The organism is Ensifer sp. EB106-05-01-XG146 (assembly GCF_058791875.1).
This window is the reverse complement of record NZ_JBYTDX010000001.1, coordinates 769,095-792,383: the sequence shown is the minus strand read 5'-3', so window position 1 is coordinate 792,383 and position 23,289 is coordinate 769,095. Positions and strand designations below refer to the sequence as shown.

Genomic DNA, 23,289 nt, shown 5'->3' with positions numbered 1-23,289 from the left:
CCGGCTCCGTTCCCAGGGCATATCATTCCGTCATGGCAAATGCAGTTTGGCTTGTCGAGCCGGGATGCGACAGACGATGCCCGCTTTTGCGCATGAGGTCATGAGTATAGGCAAATATCTATATGACGTGTACGTAAACGTAAATACATCAATTTGTCGCGCAGCGAAGCTATGACCCATGCGGCCTTGCTTTTGCCGAAGAGCCGTGCGACGAGGCCGCCGCACCCTTCCAGCGGTACGCGCTGGCACACCCCATTCGCAATCGGCACGCGGCAAGGCGCCTCTCGGCGTCCGGACGGCGTGTCTTTCGGCTTTGAAGCCGGCCGCCCATCGATCCCCGAAAGCGGCCCACGGAATTCATGTTGCGTCGCGCGCCACCGGCCCCACTCCGGGCGGCGAAGCGACGCCAGATGCAAGGAGACACTCATGGTCAAGGCACTCGGCTTTGATTTCGGCACCACCAATTCCGTTCTGGCGGTTGCCGCGGGCGACACGACCCATTCGATGCGCTTCGACAGCCTCGCCGGCTCGACCGATGCCATGCGCACTGCCCTCTCCTTCATGAAGGATGCCAAGCTTGGCGCCCAGGCGCTGAAGGTCGAGGCGGGCCAGGCCGCCATCCGCGCCTTCATCGACAATCCCGGTGACTGTCGTTTCCTGCAGTCGATCAAGACCTTTGCCGCAAGCCCCCTCTTCCAGGGCACGCAGGTCTTTGCCAAGCGCCACAGCTTCGAAGACCTGATGCGCGTGTTCCTGACCAAGCTGCGCGACTATGCCGGTGACGGCTGGGCGGACCAGTACAGCCGCATCGTCGTCGGCCGTCCGGTGCACTTTGCCGGCTCCAGCCCCGACCCTGCGCTGGCGCTCGAGCGCTATGGCGCAGCCCTCTCCGAATTCGGCTTTCCGGAGGTGCACTACGTCTACGAACCGGTGGCAGCGGCCTTCTACTTCGCCCAGAACCTGAAGCAGGACGCAACTGTGCTCGTCGCCGACTTCGGCGGCGGCACCACCGACTATTCGCTGATCCGCTTCGAGACCAATGCCGGGCGCCTGACGGCAACCCCGATCGGCCATTCGGGCGTGGGCATCGCCGGCGACCATTTCGACTTCCGCATCATCGACAACGTCGTCTCGCCACTGATCGGAAAGGGGAGTCTGTTCAAGAGCTTCGACAAGCTGCTTGAAGTGCCGTCGAACTACTACGCGAATTTCGGCCGCTGGAATCAGCTTTCGATCTTCAAGACACTGAAAGATTTCACCGATCTGAAGAAGCTCGTGCGCCAGAGCCTGGAGCCGGAAAAGCTCGAGGCCTTCGTTGACCTGATCGAGCATGACGAGGGCTATCCGCTCTACAACGCAATCTCGGCCACGAAGATGCAACTGTCGAAGGAGGACGAGACCGAGTTCTATTTCGCCCCGCTCGGCGAAATGTCGCGCCGCACCGTTCGCCGCAGCGATTTCGAAGGCTGGATCGCGCCGGAGCTCGCCCGCATCGAGGGCGCGCTGGATGATGTGCTGCAGTCGACGGCAACGGCACCCGAGACGATCGACAAGGTGTTCTTGACCGGCGGCACCTCCTTCGTTCCGGCCGTACGCGGCATCTTCGAGCGGCGTTTCGATGCCGACCGGATCGAGAGCGGCGGCGAACTGCTGTCGATCGCCCATGGCCTGGCGCTGATCGGCGAGCACGAGGACATCGCCCACTGGACCGCGAATGCGGTCTGAGCCGACGCGCGAACCGGATGTGCATGACCTTGGATAGGAGGGTCGAGCGCCGGAAAAGCGGTTCCGGTCCGGCCGCTTATGGGCTAGGTTGGCGGCCATGATTTCCGCCAACGACCTTTCTCCGGCGCAGCTTGCCGCCCTTCTCGCCTTCCACGGCGATGCGGGCGTCGAATGGCTGCTGGAAGAGGAACCGGTCGACCGTTTCGCCGAGTTCGAGGCGATGAAGGCAGCACGCGGCAACGCCCGCGTGGCGGCAACCAGCAACCGGGCGGAGGCACCCGCTTCGCAACCGACGGCGCGCCAGACAGCGGCGGCCGCTGCTCCCACCCCTTCCCGCGCACCTGCCCCAGTCGCGAACGCCCCTGCGGTCGCCATCCCCGATGCGCAGGCGATCGAAGAGGCGCGCTTTGCCGCCGAAACGGCCCGGTCGCTCGCCGAGCTCCGCGTTGCGATGGAAGGTTTTGCCGGCTGCAATCTCAGGAACAGCGCCCGCAATCTGGTCTTTGCCGAGGGTGATCCGGCAAGCGGCATCATGATCGTCGGCCCGATGCCCTATGCCGACGACGATCGCGACGGCCAGCCTTTTGCGGGCCGCCTCGGCGAGATGCTGACCCGGATGATGGCGGGCATCGGTCTTACGCGCGAGAGCGTGCTCTTGAGCAATATCGTGCCCTGGCGCCCGCCGGGTAACCGCGTGCCGACGGCGCGCGAGGCCGATATCTGCCGACCCTTCATCGAACGCCAGATCGCGCTGGCAGAGCCTAAGCATCTGCTGCTGCTCGGCAATTTCACCGCCCGTTTCTTCTTCGGCGGCAACGACACGATCCACCAGCTTCGCGGCGAATGGCGCGAGCTTGCGATCGGCGGCATTAATGTGCCGACCCTTGCCACCCTGCATCCGCAGGACCTGGTGACGGCGCCGATCAACAAGCGCTTCGCCTGGCAGGACCTGCTTGCCTTCAAGGCCCGCATTCACGGCTGATCCTAAGGAAAGCGCCCTGCCCGGATCGTGCTCCCGGCCGCTTGCCCGTTTCATGAACAAAGAATGAAGAAAGCCATGCGGTTTGCGCATATCAGCGGCGCATTTTGACGCATTGCAAAACGTTATGTTGCAGCGCAATATACTGGCACGGGAGGAATGGAATTTAAGGAATTGAACCATGACTGCCCGCTTTCGTCCGATCCACAGCAGCTTTGAGACGCTCCGCCACACTGGCGCTGCTTACCGGACGCCGTTCAACCGCTTTGGCACGGCAGCCAACGAGCAGATGACCGCGATCGGCCTCGCCCGGACCACCCGTCCGGCGCAGATTTTCGCCGACTTCATCCAGCGCTGATCCCCACGCGATACGCGGCTTTTGCGTATCGCGTGACGCATCGATTGACCCGACACGAAGAAAGGAACGAACCCATGACCAAGCCGATTGCCAGCCTCAAGGTCCTGCTCGATTCGATCTCCGACATCGGTACGGCCGTGCGCGCCTCGCGCGAATATACCGTTCTCAGCACCAAGAAGGATGCACGCCGCGCCCATCGCACGGCCGTGAGCCCGTTGCTGCCGAACTGACTGCTGCCCGCAGGTATAAGCACCGCCTTTTTGCCATCGCCTGTCGCAATCGACAGGGCGTAAAAAACTGGATAGAGCCACACTCGTCCCGACTAAGGAGTGTCAGGCTCATCCGGCCCTGCCAGACCGTTCCTCGCTCCATCTGCGTTTGCTTGTCATCGGACAAATGACGAAGCGCCACGTTTCCAGGAGCGCCGATGCTGGCCAGCCTCGCTTCCGTCTTCAGCCTGATGGTGTCGACCCTGCTCATGATGGTCGGCTTCGGCCTGCAGAGCTATGTGATCCCCGTGCGTTCCGTCGCCGAGAACTGGTCGACGCTGACGGTCTCGGTGATCGCCACCGGCTATACGGTCGGCTTCACCCTTTCCTGCGTCGTCACGCCGAAATTCGTGCTGCGTGTCGGCCATGTGCGCGTCTTCACCGCGCTGATCACGCTGCTCTCCATCGCTATCCTGCTCTGCGGCCTCATCGTCGACTGGCGCCTCTGGATTGTGTTCCGTGCCATTGCCGGCTTTGCCATCTCCGGCAGCTATCTCGTCATCGAGAGCTGGCTCAACGAGCGCGTTACCAACGAGAACCGCGGCCTGCTCTTTTCGCTCTACCTGATCACGACGATGGTCGGCACGATCGGCGGGCAGTACATGGTGCCGCTCGGCGACCCGACAAACACGTCGCTGTTCATGCTCTGCAGCGTGCTGTTCTCGCTGGCGCTATTGCCGACGGCGCTCTCCTCCTCCCCCATGCCGGCGCCACCGGCACAGGCGAAGTTCGATATCCCCGCCCTCTTCCGCCGCTCGCCGGTCGCCGTCGTCGGCGGTTTTCTCGCCGGCGCGCTCTCGGGCGCCTGGCTGAACCTCGGCGGTGTCTTCACCCAGAAGATCGGACTTTCGACGGCGGAAGGCGCGACACTGCTCGCCTCGCTATTGACCGGCAGCGCCCTCTCGCAAATCCCGATCGGACGTCTCTCCGACAAGATCGACCGGCGCATCGTCATGGTTGGCTGCGGCATCGTCGGCGTCATCTCGTGCCTGGTGATGTCGGCATCGATCGGCAGCCAGCCCGCCGTTCTCTACATCATCGCCGCTTTCGTCGGATCGGTGCTCTTCCCGATCTACGCACTGAACGTCGCCCATGCCAATGATCTCGCCAAACCCAACGAGTATGTCGAAACATCCTCGGGCCTGATGATCACCTACGGGCTCGGCACGATTTCCGGCCCGCTGATGGTCGGTCCGGTCATGGATCGTTTCGGCCCGGCGGCGCTGTTTCTCGTCCTTGCCGTCTACTTCGCGCTCTATGGCGGCTATGCAGCCTGGCGCATTCTGCGGCGCGAGCAGCACAAGGGGCTCGTCGTCAAGACCGACTTCCAGGCAACGAGCGTCATGCCGACGCCCGGCCCTGATGTGACGAGCCCGGCTGCCCAGCAGGCGGCGCAGGAACCGCTGATCGACGACGATACGGTTCCGGCCTGGGAAAACCCGCGGCCGTAGGCCGTGGCTCAGCCCTGCGGCGTCACATGCTTGCGAGCGCCCCGGCGCTCGAGGCCAAGCCGATGTTCGCGGAAAATGATGAAGATGCCTGCGCCAACGACGATGGCCGTGCCGACGAGCATGGCGGCCGTCGGGATATCGTCGAACAGGAAGTAGCCGATGATCAGGCCGAGCACGATCGAAGTGTATTCGAACGGTGCGATGGTCGACATGTCGGCATGGCGATAGCTCTCGGTCAAAAGGATCTGGGCGACACCGCCACAGAAACCGGCGACCATCAGCAACAGGAAGGCCTCGCGCGAGATCGACGGCCAGCCGAAGGGCAAGGTCGCGAGAGAGAAGACCGAGGCCGACAGCGAGAAATAGAGCACGATCGTGTGGGTGCGCTCATTCTTGACGAGTTTTCGTACCAGCACCATGGCAACTGCGCCCAGGGCCGCCGAAACCAGCACAGCAGCAGCGCCCAGCGCCTCCAGCGAACCGAAGCCGCCTTCGCGAAAAAGGGTCAGCCGTGGCCAGGTGATGATCATCACGCCGACCAGCCCGACGACAACGGCCGACCAACGGTAGAGCCGCACCGACTCGCCTAGAAAAATCGCGGCGAAGGCGACGGCGATCAGCGGCATGGCATAGCCGATGGCGATGGCTTCAGGCAGCGGCAGGTGTACGAGGCCGTAAAAACCGAAGCTCATTGCGAGAATGCCGACGAAGCCGCGAGCGATATGGCCGGTAAAATCTTCGGTCTTGAAGGCGTCGCGCAGCTGTCCGCGGAAGGCGAGATAGCCGAGGATCGGCACCATGGCGAAGGCCGAGCGGTAGAAGGTGATCTGGCCGGTGGCGATCTCGTTTCCGGCCGCCTTGATCAGCGTAGACATGCAAACGAAAATGACGACTGAAAGGACCTTGAGCAGGATCCCCTTCATCGGGCTTTCGACTTCCGCATCCATTGAGGGCACTTTTCGAACAGCCTTGACCGGCGATCAGCTGGCACGCGGGCTGGTTTGGAGATTTTTCAGCGGAGAGCACCGCTGCAGGACCGGGCCACCTTAGCGACGCTTTTCTCGAAAGTCGGATCAAACTTCGTGATGAATGACGTTTTTTCTTGATCGATTAACCTTCGACAGTAGGGCGGCCGGCTTTTCTTTAGCTGCCCCGAAAAAAACCTTTCCAATTCATGTCTTGTTAGTCCCACTTCGATACACATCGGTCCGATAAGGGAGCGGGAAGAATAACGGGCGCCATGTCTTTTCTGTCGGAAGTGCGGTCGCCGGCATCACAATCGTGTGGCACAGCCCAGCTTTTCGCCCCTTGGCCTTTTCACCATCACAGGCACCCTCTACAAATTCTCCAGTAGAACGGTGCAAGCGGGACTGACCATGCGGACAAATACTGGCCAGATCATTCATCTGGAAGACTACCGGCCGACCGACTTCGTTCTGGAGAGAGTGGATCTGACCTTCGAGCTCGATCCGAAGGAGACCAAGGTCGAGGCCCGGCTGATCTTCCATCGCCGCGAAGGTGTCGACAGTGCCGCGCCGCTCGTGCTTGATGGCGACGAGTTGACCATGACCGGCCTTTTGTTGGACCAGGAAGAACTCGCCGCAACGCTCTACGATGTCGCCGACGATACGCTGACGATCCGCGGCCTGCCCGAAACCGCCCCGTTCGAAATCACCATCACCACCCTGCTTTCGCCCGAGACCAATACGCAGCTGATGGGGCTCTACCGCACCAACGGCGTCTACAGCACCCAGTGCGAGGCCGAAGGCTTCCGCCGCATCACCTATTTCCCCGATCGTCCCGATGTACTTGCCGTCTACACGGTCAACATCATCGCCGACAAGGAGTCGTCTCCCCTCCTGCTTTCGAACGGCAACTATCTCGGCGGCGCCGACATGGGCGACGGCCGTCACTTCGCCGCCTGGTTCGATCCGCATCCGAAGCCGAGCTATCTCTTTGCGCTGGTCGCCGGCGACCTCGGCGTGGTCGAGGATACGTTCACAACGATGTCCGGCCGCGACGTTGCCTTGAAGATCTATGTCGAACACGGCAAGGAGCCTCGCGCCTCCTATGCCATGGATGCGCTCAAGCGCTCGATGAAGTGGGACGAAGAGGCCTTTGGTCGCGAATACGACCTCGACATCTTCATGATCGTCGCCGTCTCCGACTTCAACATGGGCGCCATGGAGAACAAGGGCCTCAACATCTTCAACGACAAATACGTGCTTGCGGACCCGGAAACGGCGACCGATGCGGACTACGCCAACATCGAGGCGATCATCGCGCACGAATACTTCCACAACTGGACCGGCAACCGCATCACCTGCCGCGACTGGTTCCAGCTCTGCCTGAAGGAAGGCCTGACGGTCTACCGCGACCACGAGTTCTCCGCCGACATGCGCTCACGCGCGGTCAAGCGCATCGCCGAAGTGCGGCATCTGAAGTCGGAACAGTTCCCGGAGGATGCAGGTCCCCTCGCCCATCCGGTGCGCCCGACGAAATACCGCGAAATCAACAACTTCTACACGACGACCGTCTACGAAAAGGGATCGGAAGTCACCCGCATGATCGCGACCATCCTCGGCCGCGATCTGTTCAAGAAGGGTATGGATCTCTATTTCGACCGGCACGACGGCCAGGCGGTGACGATCGAGGATTTCGTCGCCTGCTTCGAGGCGGCAAGCGGTCGGGATCTGCGCCAGTTCGCGCTCTGGTATCACCAGGCCGGAACGCCGCTGGTCACCGCTTCGGGCGCCTATGACGCCGCCAAGCAGACCTTCACCCTGTCGCTCGAACAGACCGTGCCGCCCACGCCCGGACAGAGCGCCAAGGAAGCGATGCACATTCCGCTGAAGATGGGTCTGCTGCTCGAAGACGGCAGCGAAGCCGCCCTTGCCGCTGTTTCCGGCGCCGACATGACCGACGATGTCCTGCATCTGACGGAGCGCAATCAGACGGTGGTCTTCTCGGGCATCCCGTCGCGCCCGGTTCCGTCGTTCAACCGCAGCTTCTCCGCGCCGGTCAACCTGCATATCGAGCAGAATGCCGACGATCTGGCGCTGATCGCGCATCACGAAAGCGACCTCTTCGCCCGCTGGCAGGCGCTCAACGCCATCGCGCTTGGCAATCTCGTCGAGGCGACGGCGAATGTCCGCGCCGGCAAGCCGGTCACCTCGGACAAGGCGCTGATCGACGGCCTGATACGGGCCGCCGCCGACAACAGCCTGGAGCCGGCCTTCCGTTCGCAGGCGCTGGCCTTGCCGAGCGAATCCGATATCGCCCGCGAGATCGGCACCAACAACGATCCGGACGCGATCCACGCGGCCCGCCAGCAGATCCTGACAGCGGTTGCGACCGCCGGGCGCGACACCTTCCTCAAACTCTCCGACGAACTCGTCTCCAGCGGTGGGTTCAGCCCGGAAGCGGCAAGCGCCGGCAGGCGAGCACTGCGCAACAGCGCGCTCACCTACCTCGTTCAGGCCGATGAAGGCCCTGAACGTGCCGCGAAGGCCTTTGCGGCCGCCAACAACATGACCGATCTCAGCCATGCGCTGGCGCTGCTGGCGCACCGCTTCCCGGATTCGGCCGAGGCGACAGACGCGCTTGCAACATTCCGCAAGCGTTTCGCCGACAACGCGCTCGTCATCGACAAATGGTTCGCCGTGCAGGCGACGATCCCGGGCGCTGGAACGCTCGATCGTATCAAGGCGCTGATGAACGAGCCGCTGTTCAACGGCAACAATCCGAACCGCGTGCGCTCGCTGGTGGGCACCTATGCCTTCGCCAACCCGACCGCGTTCAACCGCGCTGACGGCGAAGGCTACCGCTTCCTCGCGCGCCAGATCCTCGATATCGACCCGCGTAATCCGCAACTTGCGGCTCGCATCCTGACCTCCATGCGCTCCTGGCGTTCGCTGGAGGACAAACGTGCCGGGCATGCCCGCAAGGCGCTGAAAGAGATCGCCGGCGCGTCGAAACTTTCGGCCGATGTCGGTGACATCGTCGAGCGCATGCTCAAGGCCTGAGCATCGCCAAAGCCTGATTTTCCTGGGGCCGGGTCGCTAACGCGACCCGGCCTATTATTTTCCAACGATAAGAAATGGTTAACAAATCTTTACCAGTGCCTCTGGACAAGGCGAATCGCCCTGTGATTCATTGAGTCAGATTCGGGCGAGCGGCGCGCCGAATCATCAGAGGGTTTAGACAATTGGGAAAGATGGCGGACGCGCGACCAGCGAGCGCAGCCGACGGGCGGTTGCGACTCAAGCTTCCAGGCGTTACCGGCCTGGAGCAGGAGTTTATCTCGCAGGCGAAGATCTTTGCCGGGCCGGCTTCACGCCGCCTGGCAAACGCGGAGCCTGTTCTCAAGCGCTCCATCCCGATCCTGATCATTGCATTCCTGATCATCGTTGCGGTTTCGCGCATGTCCAGCATCATGGACGAGCACGCCCGCATGGAGGAAAGTTCGCGCCAGACCGTCGGTCTTGCGGCGGCGATCGCCGTCGCCGCCTTCCAGACGGACGGAGTCGCGCTGTTCGATGAGGGCCGTCGTGCCGAGGCGGAGCAACGCTTCAGCCAGTTTCTGCCGACCGGTATGCTCGATCCCGGAACGTTCATCCTCGCGGTGCGCAAGGACGGGCGGATCTTTGCAAGCACGGAAGGCGGTGGACCGCTCATCGGCCGCACGCTCGCTGCGGCCGCGCCCGACATCGCGACGCTGCAATATTTCGGCGAACATTCGAGCGTCATGAAGACGGCGATCGCAGGCGCCGACCACATCGTGGCGCTGGCGCAGCTGCCCGATGCGGCTGGCGTCGTGCTGGCCGCAACGCCGGTCACCCAGCTCGAAACGACCTGGCGAGACGAGGTTTCGCTGAACGTCACCCTGTTTGCAGGTATCTCGGCGATCCTGTTGATGGTGCTCTACGCCTATTACATCCAGGCCAAGCGTGCCCGCGACGCCGATTCGGTCTTTGCCGAATCGAACCTGCGGGTCGAGACGGCGCTCTCGCGCGGCCGTTGCGGCCTCTGGGATTTCGATCTTGCCAACCGTCGGCTGTTCTGGTCGCGCTCGATGTACGAAATGCTCGGCATGCCGGGCGAAAGCAGCGTGCTCTCCTTCGGTGACGCCGCAAGGCTGATGCATCCGGATGATCACGGCATCTACAGCGTGGCGCGCACGATCGCGCGTGGCGACGCGCGCCAGATCGACCAGGTGTTCCGCATGCGGCATGCGGACGGTCACTATGTGTGGCTACGGGCCCGCGCCGAGATCATCCGCACGGCCTCGGGCCGGGCGCATCTGATCGGCATCGCCATGGACGTGACGGAACAGCATCGTCTTGCGCAGCGCTATGCGGAGGCCGACCAGCGGCTCGCCGACGCCATCGAATGTACCTCCGAGGCCTTCGTGCTCTGGGACAAGCACGACCGCCTCGTCATGTGCAACACCCACTTCCAGGAGGCCTACAAGCTTCCGGACCACGTCCTGGTGCCCGGCACCGAACGCATAGCCGTGCATACGGCGGCAGCACGGCCGGTGGTCGAGCGGCGGATCGCCGACCCGGATCACAGCAACCAGTCGCAGACGAGCGAAGTCCAGCTTGCGGACGAGCGCTGGCTGCAGATCAACGAGCGGCGCACACGCGACGGCGGCCTTGTCTCCGTCGGCACCGACATCACGCTTCTGAAGCGGCACCAGGTGCGCCTGCGCGAATCCGAGCGGCGTCTGATGGCGACGATCGGCGACCTCTCGGCCTCGCGCATGACGCTGGAGCGGCAGAAGACCGAGCTTTCGGTCGCGAATTCGAACTACCAGGCGGAGAAGGACCGTGCGGAGGCGGCCAACCGCGCCAAGTCCGAGTTCCTCGCGAACATGTCACATGAGCTGCGCACGCCGCTCAACGCCATCCTCGGCTTCTCGGAAATCCTGCAGAACCAGATGTTCGGGCCGCTCGGCTCGGAGAAGTACAACGAGTATTCACGCGACATCCACGAAAGCGGCAAACATCTGCTCAACGTCATCAACGACATCCTGGACATGTCGAAGATCGAGGCCGGGCACATGCGCATCAGCCGCGAGACGATCGACCTTGCGCCATTGATCGAGGAGACGCTGCGCTTCACCACCATACCGGCGGAGCAGAAGAACATTCACGTCGTGCAGCAGATCTCGTCGGGCCTCACCATGGTCGCCGATCGCCGCGCCATGAAGCAGGTGCTGCTCAACCTGCTTTCGAACGCGGTCAAGTTCACCAATGAGGGCGGGCGGATTTCGCTTCGGGCACGCAAGGTGACGGGCGCGGTGACGCTCACGATCGCCGATTCCGGCATCGGCATTCCGCGCGACGCATTGCAGAAGATCGGTCAGCCCTTCGAACAGGTGCAGAGCCAGTACGCCAAGAGCAAGGGCGGATCCGGCCTCGGGCTCGCGATCTCGCGCTCACTCACCCGCCTGCACGGCGGCAGCATGAGAATACACTCGACCGAGAATGTCGGGACCATCATCTCGGTCAGGATTCCGGACCGCGGTTAAAGCGGGTCTGGAGCAGCGCGCGGTCTTCCACGCGCCGTCCGTTTACCCGCTGCCCTCCCTCACACTGAAACGACCGATTGGAAGACACGGCGCACGGCTTTGGAGAGCCTGCGAACGTCCCCCTCCAAGGTTTTCAGGTCCGGGTAGTCCCCTGCCCGGCAGACGAGATCGATCAGGCCCGCCGGCGCTTCCTTCGGCTCGAACTCGCCCTCTATGCAGAGCCTCACGATCTGGGACAATTCGGTGAAAAGATGCAGCGCTTCCAGCGCAACATCGAGATCGTTCGGGTTCATCAGCGCATCACCAAGCAGCTTCAACGCGTCGGCGGTGTTGGTGCCTGATGTCAGCGGCTGAACGCCCTTGGCCGGCGCTACGAGCGCCAGATACTGGGTGATGAACTCGATATCGACGAGACCGCCCGGGATCAGCTTGAAGTCCCAGATGTCGCTCGGCGGTTTCTCGCTATCGATCATCTCGCGCATGGAGATCACGTCGGCGCTGACTTTGGAAACATCGCGCTTGCGCTCGAGGATCTCGGCGAAGATCCCGTTGGCCTCGGCCATCAGCCGGTCATCGCCGCAGATGCAGCGCGCCCGGGTCAGAGCCAGATGCTCCCACGTCCAGGCCTCTTCGCGCTGATACTTAGCAAAGGCGTTGATCCTGGTTGCGACCGGCCCCTTGTTGCCGGAGGGACGAAGCCGCATATCGACTTCGTAAAGGATGCCTTCCGCCGTCGGCGCGGAAAGTGCGGCGATCAGGCGCTGCGTCACCCGTGTAAAGTATCGCGTCGGATCAAGCGGCTTGGCGCCGTCGGACTCGGTTGCCGTCTCGTCGTAATCGTAGAGCAGGATCAGATCGACGTCGGATCCCGCCGTCAGCTCGTGGCTGCCGAGCTTGCCCATGCCGACAACGGCGATACGGCCTCCAGGGAAATCGCCGTGAACGGAGCGAACTTCATCCTCAACCGCCTTTACCGCCGCGGCGATGATGAGGTCGGCAAGATCGGTAAAGGCGCGGCCGGCTTGCGCGCCCGAGATCGCGCCGGTCAGGAGCCGAATGCCGATCAGGAAACGCTGCTCGGCGGCTATGATCCTCAGGCGATCGAGCACCTCCTCATAATGGCGAGCACCGCCGACGAAGTTGGCGATGCGTGGCGCCAGATACTCCCGCGTCGGCAATTCGGCGAGCAGGCCCGGATCGAGCATGCCGTCGAAGACATGCGGGCGCGCGGCAATGATTTCGGCAAGCCTCGGGGCCGACGACATGACATTGACGATCAGCGACAGGAGGCCCGGATTGTTGCCGAGCAGAGAGAACAGCTGAATGCCGGCAGGCAGGCCGGAGATGAAATTGTCGAAACGCAGCAGCGCTTCGTCGGCGCGGCGGCTTTCGCCAAAAACCCGCAGCAGCTCCGGCGTCAGCTCTGTCAGCCGCTCGCGCGCCTCCACCGACTGTGTCGCGCGGTAGCGGCCATAGTGCCAGGTGCGGATCGTGTGGGAGATGTCCGACGGCCGCTGGAAGCCGAGTTTCTTCAGCGTCTCCAGCGTGTCCGGGTCGTCGCGCTGGCCAGTGAAGACGAGGTTGCCGGTCTCGGTCGAGAGCTTGGCTTCCTGTTCGAAAAGCTGAGCGTAGCGACGCTCGACGGTCTTCAGCACGCGCGAGAGGGCCTTGGAAAAGGCGGCTGTATCCTCGAAGCCGAGCATATAGGCGATGCGCTTCAGTTCCGCTTCGGTCTCGGGCAGGACATGCGTCTGCTCGTCGCGCACCATCTGGATCCGGTGCTCGACATCGCGCAGGAACCAATAGGCTTCGACGAGTTCGTCAGCCGTCTCTTCGTCGATCCAGCCGGCCTTGACGAGCGCCCGCAGCATAGGCTCCGTCGCGCGCTGGCGCAGGTCCGGCATGCGGCCACCAGCAATCAGCTGCTGGGTCTGGACGAAGAACTCGATCTCGCGGATGCCGCCGCGGCCGAGCTTGATGTTGTGGCCCTTGACCGCGATCTCGCCGTGCCCCTTGTGGGCATGGATCTGGCGCTTGATCGAATGAATGTCGGCGATCGCCGCATAGTCGAGATACTTGCGGAAGACGAAGGGGACCAGATCCTTGAGGAAGTGCTCGCCAGCCTCGATGTCGCCGGCGACCGGCCGCGCCTTGATGAAGGCGGCGCGCTCCCAGTTCTGCCCCCTGCCCTCGTAATAGAGCATCGCCGCTTCTACCGGGATCGCGAGCGGCGTCGAGCCCGGATCCGGGCGCAGGCGCAGGTCGGTTCGGAAGACGTATCCGTCGCCGCTGCGCTCCTGCAGGATGCGGATCAGGCGGCGCAACAGCCGGCCGAAAGTTTCCGAGGCATCGTCGCGATCGACGATGATGCCGGATTGCGGATCGTAGAAGACAACGAGGTCGATATCGGAGGAATAGTTGAGCTCGAAGGCGCCGAGCTTGCCCATGCCGAGCACGACGACGCCGGAACCGGCGCTCGGGTTTGCGACATCCTTGACCTTAAGCTTGCCGCTCTCATGCGCGCTCAGGAGCAGATGGTCGATCGTCGCCGACACGGCCGCACCGGCGAATTCGCTGAGCCAACGGGTGGTCTCGCGCCCGTCGAAATGGCGGGAGAGATCGGCGAGAGCGACGGCGAAGGCAAGTTCGCGCTTGGCCCTTCTGAGCCGCGCCATGATCTCGGTATCCGGCAATGCCGCGCCGCCTTCATTCGGCTTCCAGGCATCGCGGGCTCCGCGCACGCGCTCGCTCAGGAAAGTCGTGAGATCGGTCGAGAGAAGCTCTTCGAGAATGGCGGGGCGACTGTCGCCGGTGTCGCGAAGAAAAGGCGAAAGGGCAAAGGCCGAGACGATGAAGGTCTTGAACTGCGTTTCGGACGCAAGCAGGCTTGCGACCTTTTCATGACCCTTGGCCATATCCTTCAAGACCGAAAGCGCTGTCTTGGCATCGGCTTGTGTCGCCGGACGGATCGGCGTCGTCTCGATCGCCCAGCACTGCTGCACCTGTTCCTGCATGCCGTCTCCCTCTGGCCGGAGCGGACGGCGCGGAACAACTGCGCGCTGCCTCACTCCACCTCGTTCTCCCAAAACCGGTCTATCAGGTTGCAGTCATCGGGAAAACCATCTGAACCGTCAGCCCCTTGGCGCCATCTTCGGCGGAAGGAACGGTGTCGGCGAGATGCAGCGCGCCGTGATGCATTTCCATGACGGCCTCGACCAGCGACAGGCCAAGGCCGGTGCCAGGCTTGGACCGGCTCTCATCCAGGCGAACGAAACGCTTGATCACCTCGTCGCGCATCGCTGCGGGGATGCCCGCTCCATGATCGGCAACCGACAGCAACACATTCCCCTCGCGCTTTTCGAGCGAGACTTTGATCAGAGGGTTCCCGGCGCCATCGGCATACTTGACCGCGTTGTCGATGAGGTTGCCGAGGGCCTGGCCGACCAGTTCGCGGTTGCCTGAAATCACGAGATCCTGGGCGATTTCGGCTTCAAGTTTCAGACCGCCATCTTCGGCCACCGGTTCGTAGAGCTCGACGCAATCGGCGACGATCTGCGAAAGGTCGATGTCGCTCATCTCGGCGACGGACGAGCCGGCCTCGACGCGCGAAATCATCAGAAGCGCGTTGAAGGTGCGGATCAACTGATCGGATTCGCCGATGATCTCCTCGAGCGCACCGCGCTGGCTCGTGCCCTTGCGGGAAAGTGCGGCTTCCGCCTTGTTGCGCAGCCGCGTCAGCGGCGTCTTCAGATCGTGAGCGATGTTGTCGGAGACCTGCCGCAGCCCTTCGTTCAGCTTCTCGATGCGGCTGAGCATGGCGTTCAGTGATTCCGACAGCCGGTCGAACTCGTCGCCGGAGCCGCTCATCGGCAGACGCTGCGACAGATCGCCGGCCATGATCTTGGTGCTCGCCTCCGACATGCGGTCGATGCGCTTCAAGGCGTTGCGGCCGATGCCGAACCAGATGACGAGGGCGCCAAGCCCCATGACGCCGAGCGCCACCATCAGGGCCTGGCGCACAAGGGCGCGGAACTTCTGCGGCTCCTGCAGGTCGCGGCCAACAAGAATGCGCAGACCATTGTCGAGCACCAGCACATGGGCAAGAGCCACGTGGGTGTCCTTCTTGCTCTCGTCCGTATAGCGCTGATAGGCGAAGGGACGTTCGGTCCAGCCTTCGCTGTCGAGCAGGCCCGGCTCCAGGCTCGCGACGTTGCCGGCGAGGATTTCGCCGCTCGGTCCCGCAATCACGTAGAGATTGGCTCCCGGCTGGCGTGCCCGCCGCTCGAGCGAGCGCAACAGGCCGTTCATGCCGGCGCGGCTATAGACCTGCTCGATCTGCGCCACCTCGGCGGTGACCGCGTCACGGGTCTGCTGCTGCAGCAGCCGCTCCGACATGCCGGTGACGTAGAAGACGAGAAAGGCAGCACAGAGAGAAAAAAGAATGAGGTAGAGGGCGGAAAGCCGGACTGCGGTCGTTCTGAAGAGAACGCGAAGCTTGCTCATGCGGACGCCCGGTCATCCTTGATCATGTAGCCGGCACCGCGCACCGTGCGCAGCAGCGGCACATCGAAATCCTTCTCGATCTTCGAGCGCAACCGCGAGACATGCACGTCGATGACGTTGGTCTGCGGGTCGAAGTGGTAGTCCCAGACGTTTTCCAGCAGCATGGTGCGGGTGACGACCTGGCCGGCGTTCTTCATGAGATATTCGAGCAGGCGGAATTCGCGCGGCTGCAGGGGAATTTCCTTTCCCTGCCGGCGCACGGAATGCGAAAGGCGGTCGAGTTCCAGATCGCCAACGCGGTAAACCATGTCCTGATCGGGCGTGCCCTTGCGGCGCCCAAGCACCTCGACACGGGCGAGCAATTCATTGAAGGCGTAGGGTTTCGGCAGATAATCGTCGCCGCCGGCGCGTAAACCCGTGACCCGGTCATCCACCTGGCCGAGCGCCGACAGGATCAGCACCGGCGTGTGGATGTCCTTGCGACGAAGCTCGGTGATGACAGAGAGACCGTCTCGACGCGGCAGCATGCGGTCCACCACGAGAACGTCGTAATTGTTCTCGCTGGCCATAAACAGGCCGCTCTCGCCATCGCTTGCGTGATCGGACACGATGCCCGCCTCGCGGAAGGCTTTCGCCAGATAGGCTGCCGCCTCGAGATCGTCTTCAATGATGAGAATCTTCATACGCGCGACCATAGTCCCGGACCCCTGTCTGTCTCAACCGGTTTCGACTTTCGACAACCGGGTTGGCGAGTGCTCTCGTGAGGGAAAAGCGGGATGCGGGCGGAGAACCGCACACACCTTTTCACATCCCGCTCCAAACGGCGAGCGCCGCGACATCACTTGGAAATCGCGGCGCTCCGGTCAATCATTTGACTGCCGCGATCAGCCCTTGTCGATCGGAAGGGCCACGAAGCGGCTGCCGTTGTCGGCCTCGATCTGGAAGAGCGCCTTGCTACGGCCGTCCTTCTTGGCAGTGTTGATGACCTTCAGGATGTCGTCGGCGGACTTCACCTCCTGATTGTTCACCGAGACGATCTTTTCGCCCTGCTTCAGGCCGCGACCGCTGGCATCAGACTCTTCGTCGACCGAGGCGATGGTGACGCCCTTGCCATCATCAGACGGCACGACAGAGACGCCAAGGTCGGCCAGTGCCTGCTCGCTCGACGGCTGGGCTTCTTCGGACTGGTCGTCCTGGCTCTTGGCAGCGTCCTTGTCGTCCTTGGGCAGCGTGCCGATTTCGAGCTTGACGGTCTCCGCCTTGCCGTCGCGCCACAGGGCCAGATCAACCGTGGTGCCCGGGCGGATTGCCGCAACCTTGCGGGCAAGGTCACGCGGATCCTTGACCGTGTCGCCGTTCAGCGCGGTTACGACGTCACCCTTCTTGATGCCGGCCTTTTCACCCGGCGAGCCGGTCTGCGGTTCGACGACGAGCGCACCGCTTGCTTCCGAAAGGCCGAGCGATTCGGCGATGTCCTTGGTAACGGGCTGGATCTGCACGCCGAGCCAGCCGCGGGAAACCGAGCCGTCCTTGATCAGGTCGGCGACGACATCCTTGGCAACGGTCGACGGGATGGCAAAGGCGATACCGACGTTGCCGCCGCCCCTCGGCGAGAAGATCGCGGTATTGATGCCGACGACTTCACCGGAGAGGTTGAAGGTCGGACCGCCCGAGTTGCCGCGGTTCACCGCCGCATCAACCTGCAGGTAATCGTCATAGGGGCCGGAGCCGATATCGCGGCCACGCGCCGAAACGATGCCGGAGGTCACCGTGCCGCCGAGACCGAACGGGTTGCCGACGGCAACGACCCAGTCACCGACGCGGACCTTGCTGTCATCGGCCCAGCCGACATAGGTGAACTTGCGCTTGTCATCGACCTTGAGCACGGCGAGATCCGTGCGGCTATCCTTGCCGACCAGCTTGGCATCGAGTTCGGTGCCGTCGTTGAGGATGACCGTGAAGGCCGAACCGTCGGAAACGACGTGGTTGTTGGTGACGAGGTAGCCGTCTTCGGAGATGAAGAAGCCGGAGCCCTGAGCGGTCGGACGCAGGCGGCCTTCGCCATGCGGGCCACGGCGGTTGGGGCCGCGGTCGGCACGGTCATCGCCGCGCGGACCGAATTCCTTGAAGAAGCGCTTCAGGGGGTGATCGTCGGGCAGATCGTCGAAACCGCGACCGTTGAAATCGAAGCTGAAGTCGCCGCCATCTTCGGCCACCGGGTTGACGCGCGACTGGACGCGCACCGAAACGACGGCCGGCGAAACGGCATCAACGACATTGGCAAAGCTCGGCACCGACGGCGCTTCCACCTTCACCGGATCGGCAAAGGATTGCGAGATGCTTGCCGGCAGACCCGAGGTCAGCATGACGGCGGCAAGGCCGGCGATGGTCGAGGTCTTCAGAACGGTCTTGAGGGAGGGACGCAGGGATTTGGTCGTAAACATCCGTTTTGCCTTTTCTCTTCCTAGATGCCATCGGAGACGGCACCGAAACCTGGTTGCGAAGCCGCCTCAGGGAAGGCGGAATTCGTTTTGGCTGACTGGAGGAACAGCCGATGACGAAAGATGTAACGGATGGGACCTTACTGAGTTCTGTCCGGAAAATGAATTTTTGGTAATGTTGTGAAGAGCTGGCCCGGGCTCGGCCAAAGGCCTGCCGGGGACTGCGCGTTGGCGCGAACGGAATTGCCCGCCACCGGCAGGGATCTCAAGCGATATCAAGAGATTAGTGCTGAAGCCGATCCAACGAATGCGCGTTCGGCGAGCGCTGCATTAAGGCTGAAGCAGCTTCTTCAGCTTTTCCTTCTCGTCCTCGGAAAGCGGCGTCCCCTTTGGCTGGGCGCCGCGACGGCGAGAGGCGATGACGAGGGTAATCGCCCCGACGAGAAGCAGGGTCGCCGGCATGCCCCAGAGGATCAGGGTCTTCGTCTCGAAGCGCGGCTTCAGCAGTACGAATTCGCCATAGCGGGACACGACGTAATCGATGACGGCCTTGTCGCTGTCGCCGTTCGCCAGCCGCTCGCGTACAAGCACGCGCAGGTCCTTGGCAAGCTCGGCGTTGGAATCGTCGATCGACTGGTTCTGGCAGACCATGCAGCGCAGCTCCGCCGAGATCGCCCGCGCCCGCGCTTCGAGCGCGGGATCGGCAAGCACTTCATCCGGGTTGACGGCAAAGGCCGAGCCGACAGGCGCGAGCAACAGCAGGAGTGCCAGGAGCAGACGGTTCATTCCGCAGCCCCCACAGGCACCGCCTTCGGTCGCTTGGCCTTGGCCGGCGCGCCGACGCGCAGGCGGCGGTCGCTCAAGGAGACGAAACCACCCGCCATCATGAACAGGGTACCGCCCCAGATGCACAGGATCATCGGCTTCCACCAGATGCGCACGACGATGCCGCCTTCGCTGATCTGATCGCCGAGCGAGACGTAGAGTTGGCTCAAGCCGAAGGTGCGAATGCCCGCCTCGGTCGTCGGCATGCGGCGCGCCTGGTAGAGACGCTTCGAAGACCAGACGTCGTCAATCGCAGCGCCACCGCGGCTGATGGTGAAGTGGCCGGACTCCTCGGAATAGTTCGGGCCGCTGCCATTGCGCATGCCGTCGAAGCGCAGGGTGTAGCCACCGGCATCCACCGTCATGCCGGGCTTCATCTCGACCACGGTTTCGGTCTCGAAGGCCGTGACGGCGACGATGCCGATCAGGGTGACGCCGAGGCCGATATGCGCAAGCGCCGTGCCGAAAGCCGAACGCGGCAGGCCGGAGAAGCGTCGCCAGACGACGTTGCCTGCGACCTTGCCGAGGCCGGAGCGCAGCGCCAGGTCCGTCAACGAACCGACAATCACGTAGACGCCAAGGGCAATGCCGAAGAGCGCCAGAACCGGGCCGCCATTCATGAAGTAATAATAGGTGACGCCGAAGAGCAGGCCGATGGCAACCGCTGCGAAGAGCCGCTGCGAAACGCCAGCAAGGTCGCCGCGCTTCCAGGCAAGCAGCGGGCCGAAAGGCACCGCAAAGAGCAGCGGCAGCATCAACAGGCCGAAGGTCATGTTGAAGAAGGGCGGCCCGACGGAGATCTTGTCGCCGGTCAGCGCTTCGAGCACCAGCGGATAGAGCGTGCCGGTCAGGACCGTCGCGGTCGCCGTCGTCAGGATGAGGTTGTTGAAGACCAGCGCACCCTCACGCGAGATCGGCGCGAAGATGCCGCCGGCTTTCAGGTGCGAGGCGCGCAGGGCGAAGAGCGTGAACGCACCGCCGATGAAGAAGACGAGAATGGCGAGGATGAAGATGCCGCGCGTCGGGTCGGTGGCGAAGGCGTGGACCGAAGTCAGGACACCCGAACGCACGAGGAAGGTGCCGAGCAGCGACAGCGAGAAGGTCATGATCGCAAGCAGCACGGTCCAGATCTTCAGCGCCTCGCGCTTTTCCATGACCAGCGCCGAGTGCAAAAGCGCCGTCCCCGCGAGCCACGGCATGAAGGAGGCGTTTTCGACCGGGTCCCAGAACCACCAACCACCCCAGCCGAGCTCGTAATAGGCCCAGTACGAACCCATGGAGATCCCGGCGGTGAGGAAGGTCCAGGCGGCAAGCGTCCAGGGACGGACCCAGCGAGCCCAGGCGGCGTCGATGCGGCCCTCGATCAAGGCCGCGATGGCAAAGGAGAAGCAGACCGAAAAACCGACATAGCCGAGGTAGAGCAACGGCGGATGAATGGCGAGGCCGACGTCCTGCAGGATCGGGTTCAGGTCCTTGCCCTCGCCCGGCGCGGGCATCAGCCGAGCGAACGGATTGGACGTCAGCAGGATGAAGAGCGCGAAGGCCATCGCGATCCAAGCCTGCACGGCGAGTACGTTTGCCTTCAACGTCTCCGGCAGGTTGCGCCCAAAGGCGGCAACCAGCGCCGAAAAGAACGTCAGGATCAACAGCCACAGCAGCATCGAGCCTTCATGGTTCCCCCAGACGCCCGAGATCTTGTAGATCAGCGGCTTCAGCGAGTGGGAGTTTTCCCAGACGTTGCGGACCGAGAAATCCGAGGTCACATAGGCGAAGGTGAGGACGGCAAAAGCGAAAGCGACGAGCAGAAAGCAGGCGACGGCGGCGCTGGATGCGAGTTCCATCAGGCCGCGATCGTTCAATCGTGCGCCAAGGATCGGTAAGGCGGCCTGAATGACCGCCGTCGCCAACGCCAGAACCAGAGCGTAGTGTCCGAGCTCGATGATCACTTGATGGTTTCCTTCCCGCTGAGCTCGACGCCCTGCGCCTTCAAACGGTCGGCGACATCCTTGGGCATATAGGTCTCGTCATGCTTGGCAAGAACGGAATCGGCCACGAAGACCGAGCTTCCGGCAACGAAGGTTCCCTCCGTCACCACGCCCTGCCCTTCGCGGAACAGGTCAGGCAGGATGCCGGTATAGGTGACCGGCACGCCGCTCAGCGTATCGGTGACGGTGAAGGTCACCGTCTTGCCGTCGCCGCGCTTGACGGAGCCGGTTTCGACGACACCGCCGAGGCGGATGCGGGTTCCCGGCGGTACGTTGGCCTTTTCGAGGTCGCTCGGCACATAGAAATAGGCGATCGCCTGGCTGAAGGCGAACATTACGAGGAAGGCTGCAAGCACCAGGAAGCCGACACCGCCGCCGATGATCGCCAGTCTTTTTTGTTTGCGCGTCATTGCGTTACTCCGTCGGTGGCAATCCCGAGCTCACGCGCCAGCGCCAGCAGCTGCTTGCCGCCGTCACCATCGGCCGGGAAGGTTTTCAGGCCCTCCCTTAGCGCGGCCAGTGCCTTGTCTCGTTGATCAAGGACAACATGGGAGCGGATCAGACGCGCCCAGCCTTCGAGATTATCCGGATTTTCCTTCAGCCGGCTTTCGAGGCTGCCGACCATGCCCCGGATCATTTCCTGGCGATCGCCGGCGCTCATGCTTTCGGCGGCGGCCACGTCATCGGCACTTGGATTGCCGGGCGCTGCAGCGCTGGTGGCGCCGGCGCCCCCCAGTTCTGCCACGTGCTGCTTGACGAGCGGCAGCCAGGGCGCGTCGGCGGGTGATGTCGCGACTAGTCGGTTGAAGGCAGTCAGCGCTTCCGCTTTCTTGCCTTCCTGCTTGAGGCCGAGGGCAAGATAGAATTCCGAGCGCGGGTCATTGGGATCGAGCGTCAGCGCCTGCTTCAGCGCGTCCTGCGCCTTGCTCGTCACGACGCCGTCGGACTGCACGACCATCGCCTCGGCATAGCCGCCGAGACGTGCCGGCGTCGGGCCAAGCAGGCGGATCGCCCGGTCATAGGCATCGACCGCATCTTCGACACGGCCGTTGCGCATGTAGATCGGCGCAAGCAGGTCCCAGCCGGCGCCATCATTCGGGTTTACCGCCAGATGATTCTCAGCCTTGGCAATCAGGATGTTGATGTCGCCATTGGGATCGGCCAGGCGGGCGGCCAGCGGCTGCGCCGGCATGCCCGGGCTGCCCGTCAGCAAGTAAAGACAGAGGCCGACGGCCGGAAGACAGAGAAGCACGAAGGCCTGGGCCAGACGGCTGACACCGCGGCGCGGCGCGGCAGCCGCAATCGCCTCACTGTCGCTCTCGCCAGCGGCCAGCAGCCGGCGCGCAACTTCGGCGCGCGCAAGCTCGGCGTCGTCGCCGCCGATCAGGCCGCTATCCTGGTCCCGCTTCAACTCTTCGAGCTGGTCGCGATAGACCTCGACATCATGGCTGTGGGGAGACGACGGGGCTTCCCCCGCCCGCAGCAGCGGAAGGATGAGCACGACAGCAACAGCCGCCGTCAGAGTGGCGACGAGGATCCAGAACAACATGGAAGCTCAATACTATGGCCCCCATGCCATTCCAACTCGAAAACCCCTTATGACGGAGATTTGAGGCGTTTCGCCGCAACGGCGGCTCGATCCGCCTGAGCACATCCGGGAGAGCGCGACCGGCTACGCCTTAGGTCAGCGGTGTCCAGCTGCCGTCCGGGTTGCGGCAGGCAGCACCCCGCGCCGTCTTCGGCTGTCCCTTGACGGTAACCGTGTGGCTATACTGGCGGCAGTTCTGCGACCCGACCTGATAGGGAGCGGCTGCAACGACCGAACCGTTGACGCCGCGCCCGTCCCAGGTCACCGGCTGCCCACCGGGGGCCGCTTCAAGTGCGCGGTACTCCGCTTCCAGAGCACGCTGACGGTCGGATGTCCCGATGTCGAGATCGGTGAGACGCGCGATCACCCCACCCTGGAGTGCCGCGATGTAATTGGTCGAGGTCGCACCACGCGTTGCCGTCGAGCCGAGGCCGGCGGCCGCGCCCTTGCTGCCCGTCGTGCCGCATCCGGCAAGCGCGACGGCCGAGGCGATCACAACGATCCTGCCGCCGACGACAATAGCCCGTGTCATTTCTGCCTGGTTCCTCATGATCCGCGACACTCAATCATCCTATCCGAAGCCGCATTCTTAAGCTCGTTCCATTCGAGCACGATGACGACTAGTCCTTG

General features: G+C 63.2%; 17 protein-coding genes. 7 read left to right on the top strand and 10 right to left on the bottom strand.

Annotated elements, in window-relative coordinates; translation table 11 throughout:
* Nucleotides 1–426 precede the first annotated feature (426 nt).
* From AC3WVQ_RS03785 to AC3WVQ_RS03765, 5 genes are all read left to right on the top strand, one after another.
* Complete coding sequence (locus AC3WVQ_RS03785) at nucleotides 427–1,725, top strand: Hsp70 family protein (protein WP_090294659.1); 1,299 nt, start codon at nucleotides 427–429, stop codon at nucleotides 1,723–1,725.
* 97 nt (nucleotides 1,726–1,822) lie between these two features.
* The gene (locus AC3WVQ_RS03780; protein WP_110818586.1) at nucleotides 1,823–2,707 is read left to right on the top strand and encodes a uracil-DNA glycosylase; all 885 of its coding nucleotides are present in this window, start codon (nucleotides 1,823–1,825) and stop codon (nucleotides 2,705–2,707) included.
* 178 nt (nucleotides 2,708–2,885) lie between these two features.
* Nucleotides 2,886–3,062 (top strand): hypothetical protein, encoded by a 177-nt coding sequence (locus AC3WVQ_RS03775; protein ID WP_089043882.1) that lies wholly within the window; start codon nucleotides 2,886–2,888, stop codon nucleotides 3,060–3,062.
* Between the two features lie 74 nt (nucleotides 3,063–3,136).
* Entirely contained in the window at nucleotides 3,137–3,292 is a 156-nt protein-coding gene (locus tag AC3WVQ_RS03770) for a hypothetical protein (RefSeq protein WP_089043881.1), read from the top strand.
* 197 nt (nucleotides 3,293–3,489) lie between these two features.
* Nucleotides 3,490–4,782, top strand: coding sequence for an MFS transporter (locus AC3WVQ_RS03765; RefSeq protein WP_060516199.1), 1,293 nt, complete (start codon nucleotides 3,490–3,492; stop codon nucleotides 4,780–4,782).
* An 8-nt stretch (nucleotides 4,783–4,790) separates the two neighbouring features.
* Here the strand turns inward: AC3WVQ_RS03765 and AC3WVQ_RS03760 are convergent, their stop codons facing one another.
* Complete coding sequence (locus AC3WVQ_RS03760) at nucleotides 4,791–5,729, bottom strand: DMT family transporter (protein ID WP_060516200.1); 939 nt, start codon at nucleotides 5,727–5,729, stop codon at nucleotides 4,791–4,793.
* Nucleotides 5,730–6,158: 429 nt separating this feature from the next.
* Here AC3WVQ_RS03760 and pepN point away from each other — a divergent pair, with 429 nt between their 5' ends.
* Both pepN and AC3WVQ_RS03750 read left to right on the top strand, forming a co-directional pair.
* Entirely contained in the window at nucleotides 6,159–8,807 is a 2,649-nt protein-coding gene (gene pepN, locus AC3WVQ_RS03755) for an aminopeptidase N (RefSeq protein ID WP_110818467.1), read from the top strand.
* A gap of 182 nt (nucleotides 8,808–8,989) precedes the next feature.
* Complete coding sequence (locus AC3WVQ_RS03750) at nucleotides 8,990–11,317, top strand: PAS domain-containing sensor histidine kinase (RefSeq protein ID WP_060604093.1); 2,328 nt, start codon at nucleotides 8,990–8,992, stop codon at nucleotides 11,315–11,317.
* Nucleotides 11,318–11,376: 59 nt separating this feature from the next.
* Here AC3WVQ_RS03750 and AC3WVQ_RS03745 read toward each other — a convergent pair whose 3' ends face one another.
* The 9 genes from AC3WVQ_RS03745 to AC3WVQ_RS03705 form a co-directional block, all read right to left on the bottom strand.
* Nucleotides 11,377–14,331, bottom strand: coding sequence for a bifunctional [glutamine synthetase] adenylyltransferase/[glutamine synthetase]-adenylyl-L-tyrosine phosphorylase (locus AC3WVQ_RS03745; protein WP_090294662.1), 2,955 nt, complete (start codon nucleotides 14,329–14,331; stop codon nucleotides 11,377–11,379).
* Nucleotides 14,332–14,413: 82 nt separating this feature from the next.
* Nucleotides 14,414–15,820 carry a sensor histidine kinase gene (locus AC3WVQ_RS03740; RefSeq protein ID WP_090294664.1) on the bottom strand — a complete coding sequence of 469 codons (1,407 nt, stop codon included), beginning with the start codon at nucleotides 15,818–15,820 and terminating at the stop codon, nucleotides 14,414–14,416.
* A complete protein-coding gene (locus AC3WVQ_RS03735) occupies nucleotides 15,817–16,515 on the bottom strand; it encodes a response regulator transcription factor (RefSeq protein ID WP_034789385.1) in 699 nt (232 codons plus the stop codon). The genes AC3WVQ_RS03740 and AC3WVQ_RS03735 overlap by 4 nt, the downstream gene beginning before the upstream one ends.
* Before the next feature lie 189 nt (nucleotides 16,516–16,704).
* Complete coding sequence (locus AC3WVQ_RS03730) at nucleotides 16,705–18,264, bottom strand: Do family serine endopeptidase (protein ID WP_492382597.1); 1,560 nt, start codon at nucleotides 18,262–18,264, stop codon at nucleotides 16,705–16,707.
* Between the two features lie 327 nt (nucleotides 18,265–18,591).
* Nucleotides 18,592–19,047 carry a cytochrome c-type biogenesis protein gene (locus AC3WVQ_RS03725; protein ID WP_034789377.1) on the bottom strand — a complete coding sequence of 152 codons (456 nt, stop codon included), beginning with the start codon at nucleotides 19,045–19,047 and terminating at the stop codon, nucleotides 18,592–18,594.
* The gene (locus AC3WVQ_RS03720) at nucleotides 19,044–21,032 is read right to left on the bottom strand and encodes a heme lyase CcmF/NrfE family subunit (RefSeq protein WP_034789367.1); all 1,989 of its coding nucleotides are present in this window, start codon (nucleotides 21,030–21,032) and stop codon (nucleotides 19,044–19,046) included. The genes AC3WVQ_RS03725 and AC3WVQ_RS03720 overlap by 4 nt, the downstream gene beginning before the upstream one ends.
* The gene (gene ccmE / locus AC3WVQ_RS03715) at nucleotides 21,029–21,481 is read right to left on the bottom strand and encodes a cytochrome c maturation protein CcmE (protein WP_034789366.1); all 453 of its coding nucleotides are present in this window, start codon (nucleotides 21,479–21,481) and stop codon (nucleotides 21,029–21,031) included. The genes AC3WVQ_RS03720 and ccmE overlap by 4 nt, the downstream gene beginning before the upstream one ends.
* Nucleotides 21,478–22,620 (bottom strand): c-type cytochrome biogenesis protein CcmI, encoded by a 1,143-nt coding sequence (gene ccmI / locus AC3WVQ_RS03710; RefSeq protein ID WP_034789365.1) that lies wholly within the window; start codon nucleotides 22,618–22,620, stop codon nucleotides 21,478–21,480. Before ccmI ends, ccmE begins: the two co-directional genes overlap by 4 nt.
* 130 nt (nucleotides 22,621–22,750) lie before the next feature.
* Nucleotides 22,751–23,191 (bottom strand): RT0821/Lpp0805 family surface protein, encoded by a 441-nt coding sequence (locus AC3WVQ_RS03705; RefSeq protein ID WP_034789364.1) that lies wholly within the window; start codon nucleotides 23,189–23,191, stop codon nucleotides 22,751–22,753.
* Nucleotides 23,192–23,289: the final 98 nt, after the last annotated feature.